This window comes from Halopelagius inordinatus, assembly GCF_900113245.1.
Taxonomy (GTDB): Archaea; Halobacteriota; Halobacteria; order Halobacteriales; family Haloferacaceae; genus Halopelagius; species Halopelagius inordinatus.
Genome location: NZ_FOOQ01000002.1, coordinates 242,001 through 257,923 on the forward strand (window position 1 = coordinate 242,001; position 15,923 = coordinate 257,923).

At 66.0% G+C, this 15,923-nt stretch carries 14 protein-coding genes; 7 read left to right on the forward strand and 7 right to left on the reverse strand.

The annotated features are described in order from the left end of the window. Nucleotides 1-96: 96 nt before the first annotated feature. Nucleotides 97-3,207, reverse strand: a complete 3,111-nt coding sequence (locus BM167_RS08965) for an FAD-binding and (Fe-S)-binding domain-containing protein (RefSeq protein ID WP_092891661.1) — start codon at nucleotides 3,205-3,207, stop codon at nucleotides 97-99. A 296-nt stretch (nucleotides 3,208-3,503) separates the two neighbouring features. Next, nucleotides 3,504-4,415 (reverse strand): phosphatase PAP2 family protein, encoded by a 912-nt coding sequence (locus BM167_RS08970; protein WP_092891663.1) that lies wholly within the window; start codon nucleotides 4,413-4,415, stop codon nucleotides 3,504-3,506. A 190-nt stretch (nucleotides 4,416-4,605) separates the two neighbouring features. On the opposite strand from BM167_RS08970, the gene BM167_RS08975 reads away from it, so the two are divergent. Continuing rightward, entirely contained in the window at nucleotides 4,606-5,487 is an 882-nt protein-coding gene (locus tag BM167_RS08975; RefSeq protein WP_245781334.1) for a DUF6920 family protein, read from the forward strand. A gap of 33 nt (nucleotides 5,488-5,520) precedes the next feature. On the opposite strand, the gene BM167_RS08980 is transcribed toward BM167_RS08975, so the two are convergent. Together BM167_RS08980 and BM167_RS08985 are read right to left on the reverse strand one after the other, a co-directional pair. After that, nucleotides 5,521-6,018 carry a hypothetical protein gene (locus BM167_RS08980; RefSeq protein WP_092891665.1) on the reverse strand — a complete coding sequence of 166 codons (498 nt, stop codon included), beginning with the start codon at nucleotides 6,016-6,018 and terminating at the stop codon, nucleotides 5,521-5,523. Between the two features lie 125 nt (nucleotides 6,019-6,143). After that, a complete protein-coding gene (locus tag BM167_RS08985; protein WP_394327240.1) occupies nucleotides 6,144-7,334 on the reverse strand; it encodes an MFS transporter in 1,191 nt (396 codons plus the stop codon). Between the two features lie 417 nt (nucleotides 7,335-7,751). Between BM167_RS08985 and thiE the strand changes: the two genes are divergently transcribed. The 3 genes from thiE to dpsA all read left to right on the forward strand — a co-directional run bounded on the left by thiE (nucleotide 7,752) and on the right by dpsA (nucleotide 9,909). Beyond that, on the forward strand, nucleotides 7,752-8,393 hold the full coding sequence (thiE, locus tag BM167_RS08990; protein ID WP_092891667.1) for a thiamine phosphate synthase: 642 nt from the start codon (nucleotides 7,752-7,754) through the stop codon (nucleotides 8,391-8,393). Beyond that, entirely contained in the window at nucleotides 8,393-9,217 is an 825-nt protein-coding gene (gene thiM, locus BM167_RS08995) for a hydroxyethylthiazole kinase (RefSeq protein WP_092891669.1), read from the forward strand. The genes thiE and thiM overlap by 1 nt, the downstream gene beginning before the upstream one ends. Before the next feature lie 161 nt (nucleotides 9,218-9,378). Next, entirely contained in the window at nucleotides 9,379-9,909 is a 531-nt protein-coding gene (gene dpsA / locus BM167_RS09000; protein ID WP_092891671.1) for a DNA starvation/stationary phase protection protein DpsA, read from the forward strand. 35 nt (nucleotides 9,910-9,944) lie between these two features. Here dpsA and BM167_RS09005 read toward each other — a convergent pair whose 3' ends face one another. From BM167_RS09005 to BM167_RS09010, 3 genes are all read right to left on the reverse strand, one after another. Further along, nucleotides 9,945-10,316: a metal-dependent transcriptional regulator gene (locus BM167_RS09005; protein ID WP_092891673.1), complete on the reverse strand. Its 372-nt coding sequence runs from the start codon at nucleotides 10,314-10,316 to the stop codon at nucleotides 9,945-9,947. A 24-nt stretch (nucleotides 10,317-10,340) separates the two neighbouring features. Next, nucleotides 10,341-10,508: a hypothetical protein gene (locus BM167_RS18460; RefSeq protein WP_177213325.1), complete on the reverse strand. Its 168-nt coding sequence runs from the start codon at nucleotides 10,506-10,508 to the stop codon at nucleotides 10,341-10,343. A gap of 102 nt (nucleotides 10,509-10,610) precedes the next feature. Continuing rightward, the gene (locus BM167_RS09010; RefSeq protein WP_177213326.1) at nucleotides 10,611-11,474 is read right to left on the reverse strand and encodes a DUF7551 domain-containing protein; all 864 of its coding nucleotides are present in this window, start codon (nucleotides 11,472-11,474) and stop codon (nucleotides 10,611-10,613) included. Nucleotides 11,475-11,895: 421 nt separating this feature from the next. Here BM167_RS09010 and nrdR point away from each other — a divergent pair, with 421 nt between their 5' ends. Genes nrdR through BM167_RS09025 form a run of 3 tightly spaced genes read left to right on the forward strand, consistent with a single transcriptional unit; the run spans nucleotide 11,896 to nucleotide 15,917 of the window. Continuing rightward, nucleotides 11,896-12,441, forward strand: coding sequence for a transcriptional regulator NrdR (gene nrdR / locus BM167_RS09015; RefSeq protein WP_092891677.1), 546 nt, complete (start codon nucleotides 11,896-11,898; stop codon nucleotides 12,439-12,441). Next, the gene (locus BM167_RS09020) at nucleotides 12,434-14,875 is read left to right on the forward strand and encodes a ribonucleoside-diphosphate reductase subunit alpha (protein ID WP_218153784.1); all 2,442 of its coding nucleotides are present in this window, start codon (nucleotides 12,434-12,436) and stop codon (nucleotides 14,873-14,875) included. Before nrdR ends, BM167_RS09020 begins: the two co-directional genes overlap by 8 nt. Further along, nucleotides 14,772-15,917: a ribonucleotide-diphosphate reductase subunit beta gene (locus BM167_RS09025; protein WP_281244630.1), complete on the forward strand. Its 1,146-nt coding sequence runs from the start codon at nucleotides 14,772-14,774 to the stop codon at nucleotides 15,915-15,917. The genes BM167_RS09020 and BM167_RS09025 overlap by 104 nt, the downstream gene beginning before the upstream one ends. Nucleotides 15,918-15,923: the final 6 nt, after the last annotated feature.

The window sequence follows — 15,923 nt, forward strand, 5'->3', positions numbered from 1 at the left end:
CCTGCCGTCCCGATAGGCTAAAAGGGTGGGGAAAGCGGACGCCCCGCCGAACCCGGTCGTCGCGGGGTCAGACCACCGTTCGGCGCGCGTCGCTTCTCACCTCGACACCGCCTCCGCCACCTTCTGTATCGGGTGGGTCGGTTTCTCCGCCCCCTCGCGGTCACCGAGTTGCGTCCGACACGACGTGCCGGGCGCGACGACGGATTCGCCCCGACTCTCCTCGACTTTGCCGAACAGTATCTTCCCGATGGACTGCGAGAGGTCGTAATGCTCCGACTCGTAGCCGAACGACCCCGCCATCCCGCAGCATCCGGAGTCGACGGGGTCCACGTCGTACCCCACCCGACGGAGGACGCCGACGGCGTGGTGGTCCTTGTTCAGCGCCTTCTGGTTGCAGTGGCCGTGGTACGTCAGAGAGTCCGTCGGTCCGCCGTCAGCGACTGCCGCGTTCGGCCCGCCCGCCGTCGCACTCGGACTCGCGTCCGCCCCCGCGGTGAACTCCTCGTCGAGTCGGAACGCGTCCACGAACTCCAACACGCCGTAGGAGGCGGCGCTGACGTTCCGGACTGACTGGCGGTCCAACAGGTCGAGGTACTCGTCTTGGAACATCACCGCGTCGGACGGTTCGACGAACACGACGGCCCACCCGTCTTCGACGTAGGGCGCGAGTTCGGCGGCGTTACGCGCGGCGCGCCGACGTGCCTTGTCGAGAAAGCCCAGCGAGAACGCCGCGCGACCGCTCGGACCGACGTTCTCGGCCAGTCGGACGTGGACCCCCGCCGCTTCGAGGACGCGAACGGCGTCTTTGCCCACCTGCGGGTTCGAGTAGTTCGTGTACGTGTCGGGGAACAGCAACACGCGGTGTTCGGCCTCCGATTCGGGGACGGCCGGGTCCCGTTGGCGCATCCACGCCTCTAACGTGTCGCGGGTGAACGTCGGGAGTTCGCGTTCCTCCGCGATGCCGAGCGTCTTCTCCATCACCGTCCGCGCGCCGGGCACCTTCGACGCCGCGTTCGAAAGCGGCGCGAGGGCGCTTCCGACCTTCGACACCGTATCGATGTTCGCGAACAGTTTCTCTCGGAGACCCGACCCCTCTTTCTCGTGGTACTCGTGTTTGACCTCGGCTTTGAGTTTCGCTAAGTCCACGCCGGTCGGACAGTCGTTCTTACAGCCCTTACAGCCCACACAGAGGTCCAAGACCTCCCGCTGGAACCGTTCGGTGTACATCTCGTCCTCGGAGAGGTCGCCGCTTATCGCCGCCCGGAGCATGTTCGCGCGGCCCCGCGTCGTCTCCGCCTCGTCCTTCGAGGCGCGGTACGTCGGACACATCGTGTCCGACCCCGTCTGACGACACGTCCCGCATCCGTTGCAGAGTTCGACGAGGTGAGAGAACCCGCCCTCGTCGTCGAAGTCGAGCGTCGTCGTCGGTTCGAGCGAACTGTACGCCGACCCGTAGCGGAGGTGGTCGCGCATGTCCGTCGGGTTCTCGTCGGTGTACACCACCTTCCCCGGGTTCATCAGCCAGTCGGGGTCGAACGCCGTCTTCAGGTCCTGAAACGCCGACCACAGCTCCGGTCCGTACATCTTCGGGTTCCACTCGGTCCGGGCGAGTCCGTCGCCGTGTTCGCCCGAGAACGCGCCGCCGTGGTCCAACACGAGGTCGGTCACGTCGTCGGTTATCCCCCGCATCGTCTCGATTCCGTCTTCGTCTTTCAGGTTCAGGATGGGCCGGATGTGGAGCGTCCCGCTACCGGCGTGCGCGAAGTACGCCGCCGACGTTCCGTGGGTCTCCAACACCTCCTCGAACTCGGTGACGTACTCGGCTAGCTCCTCGGGCGGCACCGTCGCGTCCTCGATGAACGGGTACGGCTTCGGGTCGCCTTCGAGCGACATCAACAGCGGAATCGCCGCCTTCCGAAGCTTCCAGATGTCGGCTTGTGCCTCCTCGGTGTAGGCTTCGACGGCCTCGAACGCGCGTCCGCCCGCGACGGTTCCGTCGGGACTCGCCTCGCCCCGGAGGAAGTGATCGTTCGCCTCCGCTATCGCCGCCTCGAAGTCGTCGTGGAGTTCGGAGTCGAACTCCAACATCAACGTCGCCGCCGTCCCCTCCGGTATCGGTTCGACGTACTGGGCGTACTCGCCGGATTCGGCGGCCATCTGGAACACCTCGTCGTCCATCAGTTCGACCGCGCTGGCGTCGAACTCCAACGCGTCCGGCACCGCGGCCATCGCGTCCACGAGGTCGTCGTACGCGTAGAGCACGAGTGCCGTCTCCTCGGGGACCGTCACGAGCGAAACGGTGGCTTCCACGATGACGCCGAGAGTCCCCTCGGCGCCGACGAACAGTTTGGTGAGGTTCATCACCGTCTCGCCCGCCTCGTTTTCGGAGATCACCTTGTGGAGGTTGTAGCCCGAGACGCACCGCTTCAGGTCCGGATACCGTTCGTCTATCTCGGCCTCGTTCTCCTCGACGAGTCGGCGCACGGTCCGGTATATCTGCGCTTCCCTGTCGTCTTTCGAGACGATGTCGTCCCACTCGTCGCTATCGACGACCACGTCGCGGGTGTGGATCAGCGACCCGTCGGTCAACACGACGCGCAGTTCGTCCGTGTAGGCGTCGGTGATGCCGTATCTGACCGAGTGCGCGCCCGTCGAGTTGTTCCCGATGCCGCCGCCCACCGTCGCCCGGTTCGAGGAGGCCGGGTCGGGGGCGAACTTCAGTCCGTGCTTCGAGAGCCTGTCGTCTAAGTCGTCCTGCACCACGCCCGGTCGAACCGTCGCGGACCGCCCTTCGGGGTCTATCTCGACCACCCCGTCCATGTACTTCGAGAAGTCGATGACGACGCATCCGGGCCCGACCGTCTGTCCCGCCAGCGACGACCCCGCCCCGCGCGGGAGAATCGGAATCCCGTGGTCGGACGCTATCTGCACCGCCTCTCGAACGTCGTCCACGCTGCGCGGGATGACGACTCCGGCGGGGCGCGCGCCGTATATCGACCCGTCGGTGGCGTACAACACCTGCGCGTACTCGTCGAACCGTACCTCGCCGGCGACGGCGTCCCGCAGGTCACTCGCCAAATCGGCGTACTCGGCCACGTCTTCGACGGCGTAGTCGCCCGCCGCCTGAAATTCCTGAAAGCCGTGCGAATCCACGCTATCGGCATTGTGCCCGTTCCACGTCTCCGGCCGACGTTCCTCGGAGGCCATTGAGATGAATTATCATGTGGTTTTAGTTAAAGCTGTGTGCTGTATGCGTGCAGTAGGCACGGTTCGCCGAGTACGCAGGCGGCCGCCGAACGGTCGAACGACCGCTTTCGACCGGCGACGGACGAACGCGGGGCTCCGTCGAAACCCCATCCGGCTGACAGCAGTCGCGTACTGAATACGGCGGATGCATCTCTCGCGGATGCGTCGTTCGTTCCGTCTCGCCGGGCTGAACTGACCGCGAAGTAACGCCCGCGTCTCGTTCGTCGGCGAATACGACCGCTCTGACCACACGCACCTCACCGAGCGAGGAGTCTCTCACCGGCCAGAGGCGCGACGACGGCTCCGCCGACGGCGACCGCGGAGCCGAAAAACGTGACTATCAGTGACGGTTCGACGGCGTACACCACCGCGAAGAAACCGCCTGCCAGTCCGTACACGACGAACCCGGCGGCCGCCTCCCGGCGATTCGACGGCTGAGCGGGCGTCGAATCGGCGATGCCGCGCCAGACGAGCCACCCGCCGACGCCGCTTCCGAGTGCGGCCACGCTCTCGAAGCTAACGCTCTGGACGAGTCCGAGAGCACCGACGCCGACCGCGACGAGGAGCACCCGAGCGGGGGCGGTGCCTCGGTCGGCGACCACGTAGAGCACACCCAGCACCACCGCTCCGAGACCCGCGCCGACCACGACGTCGACGAGGTAGTGGACGCCCAAGACGAGTCGCGAGAGCGAGACGAGACCGACGACGGCCGCGGCTCCGAGCCACCCCGGCGAGACGTCGTCTCCGAAGACGACGAGTGCGAACCCGCCCCAAACCAGAGTGCTCCCGAAGGCGTGGCCGCTCGGAAATCCGGGCCCCGACCCGGTCGCGATCGAAGCTAACACGCCTTGGAAGGCGACCGGAACCCACGCTATGACGGGTGACTCACCCGCACCGGGGGGACGAGGGAGCAGAAAGAAGTTCTTGAGCACTCCGATGAGAGCCACGTAGGTGAGCAAGAGAGCGAGAACGAACAGGCCACGCCGCCGGTCGATCCCCCACCGCGGGAACTGATCGCCGACGACGTACAGGAGACCACCCAAAACGAAGAGAAACCAGACGTCTCCGAGTTGGGTCAAGAGAGCAAAGAACAGGAGAACGGGTTCCGATGCCGACCCGTGAAGCACCTCGACCAGTCCGATGCCGCGGTCACTTCCGACCACACTCATGTGCGGATGTACCGGCTTCAGTTCCGTTAATATCCCGGCCCGTACTGAGCGATTCGGTCCCCTCAGAGTGAGCGAAGAGTCGGTGACCGATTCGCGTCCCGTATTCAGCGCGGTTGCCGAGGTCAGAACAGAGGGATTCACCGCGCGAACGTCCTGCGAGAGTGAAGTCGTCGGGGGTCCAACGGAGGGTATGGAACTCGAAGAGATGCGTCCGACGCGGCGGTCGTTCGTCGCCGGTATCGCGTCCGCGGCGGTGGCCGTCGCCGTGGCGACGGGTGCCGCGGCGAGGGCACTGTACGAACGAGAGATTCAGAGCCTCGTGGACGCACTCCGCGACGGCACCGAGTCGCGGCCGAGTCGGGAGTTCTCGCGGTCCGACGCGGCCGGCCTCCCGGACCCCGTCCGTCGGTACTTCGAGACGGTCCTCACGGAGGGTCGTCCGTACGCGCGGTCGGTTCGTCTCGAACAACGGGGGGAGTTCCGCCTCGGCGACGCCGACTCGCCGTGGCGGCGGTTCCGGGCGACACAACGGTTCGCCGCCGACCCGCCGGGGTTCGTCTGGGACGCGAAGATTCGACTCGTACCGTTCGTCACCGTCCGGGTCGTGGACGCCTACGTCGACGGCGCGGGGTCGCTACGCGCGCGCCTGCTCTCGGTCGTTCCGGTCGCCGACGCGTCGTCGAGCCCCGAACTCGACGCCGGGGAGCTTTCTCGGTATCTCGCGGAGGCCGTCTGGTTTCCCACGGCACTGCTCCCCGCGTCGGGCGTCGAATGGGAGGCTATCGACGACTCCTCGGCGCGGGCGACGCTGGAAGAGGGCGGAACGGCCGTCTCGCTCGTCTTTCACTTCGGCGAGGACGACACGGTGACGCGAGTGACCGACGACGGCCGATACCGCGAGGTCGAGGGCGACTTCGAGCGAACGCCGTGGACCGGGCGCTTCCGGAACTACGAGGAACGAGACGGGGTGGTCGTCCCCACCGAGGCGGACGTGGCGTGGACCCTCCCCGAGGGCGACCTACGGTACTTCCGAGCGACTATCGAGAACGTCGAACGGCGACCGCGGTCCTGAGACGAGCGTTGCCCGGTCTCCGGTCGTCGCGCCTCACGAGCGGGCGTAGAGGGCGCTGAGAACCGCAAACAGGGCGAGTTCGGCGGCTTTCGACGCCGCGGCCCAGATATCGGTGGTGAGGTGAGAGACGATGTTCTCGACCGGCGAGAGACCGTGGAGAAGCGGTTCACGCCCGGGGAGGAACCCGCCGTGGCCGGTGAAGTGCCACGCGAAGTAGCCGACGATGTAGACGACCGTAAGCAGCATCCCCGCCAGGTAGTAGGGACGCCTGTTCGGCGCGTTCCGACTGAGGGCGACGCCGACGAGGAGAGCGGTTCCGGAGGCGACGAACGCCGCCGAACGGGGGTCGTAGACGATGATCCGCCAGTTGCGGTTGAGCGCGTCGAACAGGTCTAACATCCCGTGGCTCGGATGCAGGAGGTGAAGCAGGGCGACGAGGACGGCGAGTCCCGCACCGGCGTACGAGAGCGCTCGGGGCGGACCCCCCGAGTCGTTCGCCGACCATCCGGACGAACTGTCGGACGTGGTCATTGCCGACCGATGGGAGTCCTGCTATAACTGTTTCATCCTTTCGCCGTCGGGTACGACGAGCGTACCAGACCCTCGCGGCGGACGCGCGACCGCAGACGGATTCGGGTCGCGTCTCGACGCCCCCGCTACAACTCGACGTTCGGAACGAACTGCCCCGTCTCCCGGCGGACGCCGCCGAGAAGCAAAACAGCGGCCGCCAGCGGGAGAACCGCGCAGGCGAGATATACGGGGAAAAAGCCGACCGCGTCTATCAACGGGAGCGCGACTATCGGGCCGAATCCGCCGCCGACGTCGCCGAAGACGTTGTTCGTGCCGACGGCGCGTCCCATCCGGTCATCGGAGACGAGGTCGGCCAAGAGCGCCATCAGCGGTCCGCTCGTGCCGCCCTGCCCGGCACCGACGAACAGGCAGGCGACGGCCAGCGTCGCCACCGAGTCGGCGTACGCGAGAAGCACGAACCCGAGCGAGGTGGTCGCGAGAAACGCGAGGAGGGTCGGGACCCGCGACTGCCGCCGGTCGCTGACGTAGCCGCCGACGTACATGGAGACGCCCGCGGCGACGACGGTGACGGCCATGAAGATACCCGAGGAGCCCTGCGCGTCGAAGCCGAAGACGCCCAATCCGTTCTGGTCGAGAAACAGAACGAGCGTCGCGAACAACGCTCCGATGTAGACGAAAAGAACCGCGAAGTTCACCGCGCCGACGGTCAACGCGGGGAGACTCGTGTCCACGTCCCACGGTTTGACCGACTTGCCCGAACGCTCCTCGACGTGCGTCTCCGGCACCGTCGCGTACGCGACGAGACTCGCGACGAACGCGAAGGCGGTGGCGACGGCGAACGCGGGGACGGTCCCCCAGAACTCGCTGACGACGCCGCCGACGACGACGCCCGCGGGGAAGCCGAACAGCACCCCGCCCCGGATGAGGCCCATGCTCGCCCCGCGCGACCGGTTCGTGCTCACGTCGGCGGCTATCGTGTACGCCGTCGCGAAGACGAGCGCGCTCCCGACGCCCCAGAGGACGCGGGCGGCCATGAACCACCCCTCGGGGAACGGAGCCACCATCGCGACGACGTAGCCGGAGGTGGCGAACCCCTGGACGAACATCCCGACGACGAACGGTTTTCGGGTTCCGATTCGGTCCACGAGCACGCCCGCGGGCGCGTTCGCGACCAGCCGAGAGAAGCGGTTGGCGCTCAAGATGAGGCCGACGAGGAACGGCGAGATACCGAGAACCGCCCCGAGGTTGGGTAAGATGGGGAAGATGACGCCGCCGCCGAATCCGATAAAAAACGTGCTGACGATGACCGCCGCGATGACGACGGAGCGTTCGCTCGCCGTCCTGCGAACCCTGCTCGAAACCCGCTCGATTGCGCTCCGTACCGACACGAGAGACGACCTCAGACGCGCCCTCCGCGGCGCGTTCGCGGTACTGCTCTCGCCGGGGTGAAGACTCCGACGGCCGGAGTCGCTCGCGGGGCATCTGACCGGCCTCCCGACGTCGCCGAGAGTCGGACGACGGCGACGCCGTCGTGGACGTGCATCCTCGGATAGTTGGCAAATTCTTCTCTAAAGGGTTTGGATACGTCGCCAGTCGCGCCGAGTCCGTCGGATTCGCCGACTCGGCCGGACTCTCCGAGAGTCGGGTCGCACCGTCGTGTCCCCGAACCGAACGTCCGCCGGGACGCGCGGCGCAACAGTTTTGCCCGCCCCGAGCACTCGTTATTATAACTGATGAATACCGACATCGAGACGTACCTCGTCACGCAGACGGACCTCTCGGGCGGCCGGTCTACGGTCGACGTCGTCCGGGCCGCCATCGCCGGCGGCGTCGATGCCGTCCAACTCCGCGAGAAGCACGCGAGCGCCCGTGAACGCTACGAACTCGGCCGGGAACTGCGAGAGATGACCGCCGACGCCGACGTCCTCTTTCTCGTCAACGACCGTGTGGATATCGCGGCCGCCGCCGACGCCGACGGCGTCCACCTCGGGGACGACGACCTGCCCGTCTCCGTCGCCCGCGACCAACTGGGCTCCGACGCCGTCGTCGGCCGGTCCGTCTCGACGGTCGAGGACGCGCGCGTCGCCGAGGACGCGGGCGCGGACTACCTCGGCGTCGGGTCCGTCTTCTCGACTACCTCGAAGGACGTGAGAGACGAGGAATCTGGAATCGGCGTGGAGACGGTCGCCGAGATAGCCGCCGCGGTCGACCTCCCCGTCGTCGGCATCGGCGGAATCACGCCCTCGAACGCCGCGGACGTCGTCGCCGCGGGGGCGGACGGCGTCGCCGTCATCTCGGCTATCACCGGGTCCGACGACCCGGAGGAGGCGACGCGTCGTCTCGGAACCGCGGTCCGAAACGGGAGGGCGAGTTGATGACTCCCGACGTGAACCTCGGCGACGCCCTCTCGACGGTTCGGGCGGACCAACCGCTCGTCAACTGCCTCACGAACGCGGTGACGGTCAACGAAGTCGCCAACGTGACGCTCAACTGGGGCGGACTCCCCGTCATGTCCGATGACGAACGCGAGGTGGGCGACATGGTCGCCATCGCGGACGGATGCCTGTTGAACATGGGGACGATCAGCGAACGCGGCGAAGAGACGATGGTGACCGCGGGGCGGGCGGCGAACGAACACGGCGTCCCCGTGGTGGTCGACCCGGTGGGCGTCGGCGCGACGCCGACGCGTTCGCGCGTCGCGGACCGCCTCCTCACCGATATCGACGTCAGCGTCGTCAACGGCAACTACGGCGAGATAACGGCTCTCGCCGGCGACGACGCCGACGTTCGCGGCGTCGAGTCCGTCGGCGAGTACGCGGACATCGCCGCGAGTGCGACGGCAGTCGCAGAAGCGACCGGTGCCGTCGTCGTCGCCTCCGGCGAGGTGGACATCGTCGCCACCGAAGAGAGGGCGTACAGCGTGGACGTGGGCGACGAGATGCTCGCGACCGTCGTCGGCACCGGATGCATGCTCGGCGTCACTCTCGCCGTGTTCGCCGCCGCGATGGACGACGACGAGGCGGCGGCACTGGCGGGGACGACGGCGTTCGGACTCGCGGGCGAGGCCGCCGCGGACGGGGCGTACGGCGAGTACGCTGGCCCGGCGAGTTTCGAGACGGCGTTCCGAGACGCCGTCGCCGATTTCGACGGCGGCGACGCCGACGCGGGCGACCGCATCAGTTCCGTCGCGACGGAGTGAACGCCCCGGGAGGAGGGTCCGGCCGCGTTTCTCTCGGAATCTAGACATACCGGGCGATCGCCGGACGAGACGGGGACGAGCGTGGGACGGAGGTTTAGGTGACACGAAAACATGTCGGACAAGCGTAAGGTTTGAGTACTCCCGTCACCTACTAGGTAGTGATGAGTTCCCAAGAGACCGTCAGCCGGAAAGCAGGTAGCATCGAAGACAACCCTGTCCGACTCGAACGCGAGAAGGCAGAACAGATAATCGACGCGCTGAACACCGACCTCGCGGACGCGTACACGCTCTATCACCAACTGCACAAGCACCACTGGAACGTCGAGGGTGCCGAACACCTCGGACTCCACCGGTTCTTCCAAGAGGCGTACGAGGAGGTCGAACTGGCCGCGGACGAAATCGCCGAACGCCTCCAGACGCTCGGCGGCGTCCCCCACGCGAGCATGGCGACGCTCTCGGACGCCGCGACGGTCGAACCCGAGGACGAGGACGTCTACGACGTCCGAACCTCGATGGAGAACGACCTCGAGATGTACGGCGACATCATCGAGAGCTACCGCGAGCACATCAGCCTCGCGGAGGGCCTCGGCGACCACACGACGGCCCACATGCTCCGCGAACAGCTAACCGAGTTGGAAGAACACGCCCACGTCATAGAGCACTACCTCGCAGACGACACGCTCACCCGGTGAGCAGCCTGCGACGGAACTCGACGGTCCCGACCCCGTCACGGTGACGGCGCTTTTTCGTCGGTGAGAAGAACCTCCGCTAACCGTTCTGCGACGTCCGCGCTGACCGTTCCGACGAGTGCCGAGGCCTCCGCCTCGTAGTCGTCGATGCAGAGGACGTCACGACAGAACCGACAGAGAATCTCGTACGTCCGAGCGAGTCGGTCCGCCCGTTCGTCCCCTTCTTCGGTGAGAACGACTCCCTCGTACGGTTCGTGTTCGACGAGTCCTCGCTCTGCCAGTCGGTCGGCCATCTCGGTCGCCGCCGCGGGAGAGCGGTCCAGTTCGGCGGCTATCGCTCCGGTGGGGACGGGCGTCGTCTCGTCCGCCCGAAGCCTACGTACCGCGAGGAGATACTGTGCGGGAGCCATCTGACCGGCGAACCCCTCGCCGCGTCACTCCCACGGTTCCACGACGGTGTCGGTCCCTATCCACCCGTCGCAGTTCCCGGACTCTATGAATACGTACTTGCCGGGAGAGCTCTCACAGACGCCGATATCCGCGCTCTTCGTCGATTCGTCCTGTCCTTTCTCCTCCGGTTCGGAGAGTGGAGGCGTCGCCATCGAGTTTGTTTAGGCAGACCTAAAATAAAAAACGTCCGGTCTCGCGTGCGAACTACTCCCAGTTCGGAGACGTATCAGTTCGACGGTTCGCTCTCGGGTCGGTCACGCCGAGTTACCGACTCGGACGGACGAGAGGCCGCGGGGCCGGTCGCGGCCGCCGAGCGTCACCGTCAGCCGACACGACGAGGCGGTGCCCGCCCCCTCGGTGAGCGAGAGAGAGGCGACGCCGCCCGCCGGGCCCCCTCCGTCGGAGTCGCGGAGGAGTTCGACGACAACCGGAAGCGTCGGCACGGTTCGTCGGTCGTCGCGGAGCCTGTAGCCTTCGAGGGTGATTCGGCGCACGTCCTCGCCCGAATCGACGGGTTCGACCGCGTACCCGTCGACGACCGACTTCTCTCGGAGTCGCGCGAGAGCTGCCTCCACCGGCCGACCGGCCGTCTCGACCGAGGAGAGCGTCGCCGCCGCGGTTTCGACTACCCGCGCCTGTCGCCTCGGCGAGAGACGGTCGTCGATGTCGCGCGCCATGCACCGGAGCAGTTCGACGCAGAGTTCGTCTCTGTCCGCGACTGACTCCGCGGCGTCGAAGTACGACTCCATGACGGCGTCTTCGACGGTTCCGTGGTCGTGTACCGAAAGCGCCTCGAAGACGGCGGCGGCGACGTCGTGGCAAAACGCCACGAACGTCGAGGCGGTAGGGTCGTCCGCCTCCGAGAGCGATGACGCCGCCATCTCGGAGACGATGGGGTCGTGGACCATCACTCGCGGGTCGTACCGTCTGAGTGCAGCGCGGTACTCCTCGGCCAACGCCGCCGCCTCCGCCGCCGTCTCTCGGTCCTCGAACCGGGCGTCCGCGACGGGGACGACTCGCTCGCCGGTGCGAGCGCAGACGATGCCGTACGGGCCGTCGTCTCCCGAGAGGGCGTCGATGCGACCGCGAATCTCGTTGAGCGACCGACCGACCATCATCGACTCTCCCGGACGCGGTTCTCGCTCGCGGCGGTCGGTCGCAGTCGCGCCTCCTCCGAGTTCATCGCGAGGGTTTAGGACGGCCTAAAATAAATAACTACGTCTCTCGGCTCGGCGAGTCGCCCCACACCGCCCGCGGTGGGAGGCGGCGCGTTCGGAGGACGGCGCGTTCGCCTCTCTCCGGTCTCTTTGCACCTCGCTCGGTTCTCTTGGCCCTTTCTAAACCCCGTCTTCGACCGATTCGACGCGCCGACGAGAGACCGAAGACGCCTTTATCGAGCTCGAATACAAGTTAGGTTGTACTAACCCAACCAGATTGGGTAAGACTTATTGCCCGGTCGTGGGCACGACATGTTGCGGCCGAACGATTCGGACCACGACATGTGGATTGAACCGTCCGGAGGGTCGAGTAGTGACAACGATGGACTGCCCAGACTGCGGTCACGAACGAACGAGCGTGGTGGACACTCGGTCCGGCGAGGACGGAGCGACCGTCCGCCGTCGGCGCGAGTGCCGACGCTGTGCCTTCCGATTCACGACGTACGAACGCCCCGAGTGGGAGACGCTACAAGTGAAAAAGCGAGGCGGGAACATCGAGTCGTTCGACGCCGCGAAACTCCGCGCAGGCATCGAACGGGCCGTCGAGAAGCGACCGGTCGCGGACGAGGAGATAGACCGATTGGTCGAGGCGGTGGAAGCCGACCTGACGGACCGAGAGACGCAGATAGTCTCTTCGAGTCTCGTCGGCGAACTCGTCTCCGAGAGACTCCGCGAACTCGATTCGGTCGCGTACATCCGGTTCGTCTCCGTCTACAAGGCGTTCTCGAACCCCGAGGAGTTCCTCGGCGAACTCGACCGGGTGTTAGACGACGAACTCGACGACTTCGACGAACCTCGTTCGTCGAGCCGCCGAACGCAGTTCGGCGACCCCGAACCGACGACAGACGACACACCACCTGATGGCTAGCACACAGCAAACGCAGACCGATGTACAGACGATTCTCGACCGCGCCCGGTCGGGATACGAAGACGTCGTCACCGACGACGTCGCAGAGACACTCGTTCACGAGGCCGAACGCAACCTCTACGAGGGGGCCTCCCGCGACGAGGTGTACGAAGCGCTCGTCCAAGTGACGACGGCGCGCGTCGAACGCGACCCGGCGTACAAGCGGGTGGCGGCGGACCTTCACCGACGCCGGTACTTCGGGACCGTCACCGGCGAACTGGCCGGGGGCGACGACTACGAGGCGACGTACCGCGAGACGTTCGTCGAGAACCTCCGCCGCGGCGTCGAGGTGGACCGCCTCGACGAGAGACTCGTGGACGGCCGGTTCGACCTCGACGCACTCGCCGACGCTCTCGTCCTCGAACGCGACGGCGAGTTCGACTACATGGCGATGTCGACGCTCACCCAACGGTACTTCTTGAAGACCGAGGAGGGCGGCGACCCCCTCGAACTGCCGCAGGCGTTCTGGATGCGCGTCGCCATGGGACTGGCAATCGAAGAAGACGACCCGCAGGCGCGCGCCGAGGAGTTCTACGACGTCCTCTCGCGCCTCCTCTTTACCCCCTCGACGCCGACGCTGTTTCACAGCGGAACCACCCACCCGCAACTGTCGTCGTGTTACCTGACGACGGTCGAAGACGACTTAGAGCACATCTTCGAGTCGTACAAGCACCACGCGCAACTGTCGAAGTGGAGCGGTGGACTCGGCAACGACTGGACGAACCTCCGTTCGGAGGGCGCACTCATAGAGAGCACCGGCGTCGAATCCACGGGCACGGTGCCGTTCCTGAAGATAAGTAACGACGTCACCGCCGCCATCAACCGGTCGGGAAAGCGACGCGGCGCGGCCTGCGCCTACCTCGAAGCGTGGCATCTCGACTTCGAGGCGTTCCTCGACTTGCGCCGGAACACCGGCGACGAACGCCGCCGGACCCACGACATGAACACCGCCGCGTGGGTGCCGGACCTGTTCGTGGAACGCGTCGAGGCGGACGAGACGTGGACGCTGTTCTCGCCCGACGAGGTTCCGGAACTCCACGAGACGTACGGCGAGGAGTTCGCCGACATCTACCGCGAGTACGAGGAGAAAGCCGAGGCGGGTGAACTCCGGCAGTACGAGACGGTCGAGGCCGCCGACCTCTGGCGGACGATGCTCACCCGCCTCTTCGAGACGGGCCACCCGTGGATCACGTTCAAAGACCCCTGTAACGTCCGGTCGCCACAGGACCACGTCGGGACGGTTCACTCCTCGAACCTCTGTACCGAGATAACGCTGAACACGAGCGCCGACGAACACGCCGTCTGCAACCTCGGGAGCGTCAACCTCGCGCACCACGTCGAGGAGGGTGAACTGAACAGGGAGTTCCTCGCCGACACCGTCGAGACGGCGATGCGGATGCTCGACAACGTCGTGGACCTCTGTTTTTACCCGACCGACGAGGCGGAGTACTCGAACATGCGTCACCGACCCATCGGACTCGGCGTCATGGGCTTTCACGACGCCCTGATGCGGACGGACACGTCGATGGCCTCCGAGGACGCCGTCGAGGCGGCCAACCGGTGGCAGGAGTTCGTCTCCTATCACGCCATCCTCAACAGTTCCCGCCTCGCGAAGGAACGCGGCGCGTACGAGACGTTCGAGGGGAGCAAGTGGGACCGCGGCATCCTCCCGCACGACACCGTTGACCGCCTCGAAAAAGAGCGAGGCCGAGAGATTCCGACCGACCGCTCCGAGACGATGGACTGGGACCGCGTCCGCGACCACATCGAAGCCCACGGGATGCGCAACTCGAACACGATGGCCGTCGCGCCGACGGCGACGGTATCGACCATCAACGGGACGACGCCCTCCATCGAACCCATCTACTCGAACCTCTACGTGAAGTCGAACATGAGCGGCGACTTCACCGTCGTCAACGACCACCTCGTCGAGGAACTGAAAGAGGCGGGTCTGTGGGACGACGAGATGGTAGACCGGATAAAGTTCCACGACGGGTCGATACAGTCGATAGACGAGATTCCCGAGGAGACGCGCGAACTGCACCGAAGCGCGTTCGAAATCGACCCGCGGCACCAACTGCGCCTGACGGCCCACCGGGGGCAGTGGATAGACCAGTCCGTCTCGCACAACGTCTTCTTCCCGAGCACGGACGGGTCGCTTCTCGACGACGTGTACAAGACGGCGTGGCGACTCGGCGTCAAGACCACGTACTACCTGCGGACGCTCGGTGCCTCGCAGATAGAGAAATCCACGATAGACATGGACGAGTACGGCCGGACGCAACGCCGCGATACCGGCGACGACGGCGACACCGACGCCAACGGAGGCGACGGCGGAGACGACGACTCCGGCCTCGCCCGCGTGGAGGACCCGACGTGCGAGGCGTGTCAGTGACGCCCCGACGGACGCACCGCAAGCAGACGACCGACGACACCAAAGACAGATGCCGATACTGAACCACGACGCGGAACACGACCCGAACAAGATACTCCCGATAGATTACGACTGGGCGCGCGAGTACTACCGCGACGGCGTCGCCAACAACTGGGTCCCGGAGGAGATTCCGATGCAGGAAGACGTCTCTCAGTGGAACGGCGACGAACTCACCGACTCCGAACGGCGACTCGTCGAGTGGAACCTCGGGTTCTTCTCGACCGCGGAGTCGCTGACGGCGAACAACATCGTCCTCGCCCTCTACGAGTACGTCACCGCGCCGGAGTGCCGCCAGTATCTCCTCCGGCAGGCGTACGAGGAGGCCATCCACACGGACACGTTCATCTACTGCTGTGACTCGCTCGGTTTCGACCCCGAGTACGTGTACGGCATGTACGACCGGGTACCCTCCATCGCGGAGAAAGACGAGTTCGTCGTGGACCTCACGCGGAACCTCGAAGACGCCGACTTCGAGGTCGAAGACACGGAGGACGTTCGTGACCTCCTACGCGATTTAGTCGGGTTCTACGTCGTCATGGAGGGGGTGTTCTTCTACGCCGGGTTCGCGATGATGCTCGCGTTGAAGCGCCAAAACAAGATGGTCGGTATCGGCCAGCAGTTCGAGTACATCATGCGCGACGAGTCGCTTCACGTGGGGTTCGGCGTGGACCTCGTGAACCAGATTCGCACGGAGAACCCCGACGCGTGGACAGACGAGTTCGGCGAGGAGGTGCGCGGCCTGATAGAGGACGCGGTGGAACTCGAACAGATATACGCCCGCGAGGCCTGTCCCGACGACGTTCTCGGCATGAGTCCCGACCAGTTCGCCGAGTACGTCGAACACGTCGCCGACCGCAGACTCGGCCAGTTGGACCTCGACCCCAGTTACGGGACCGACAACCCGTTCCCGTGGATGAGCGAGGCGGTGGACCTGAACAAAGAGAAGAACTTCTTCGAGACGCAGGTGACCGAGTACCAAAGCGGCGGGACGCTGGACTGGTAACGCCGC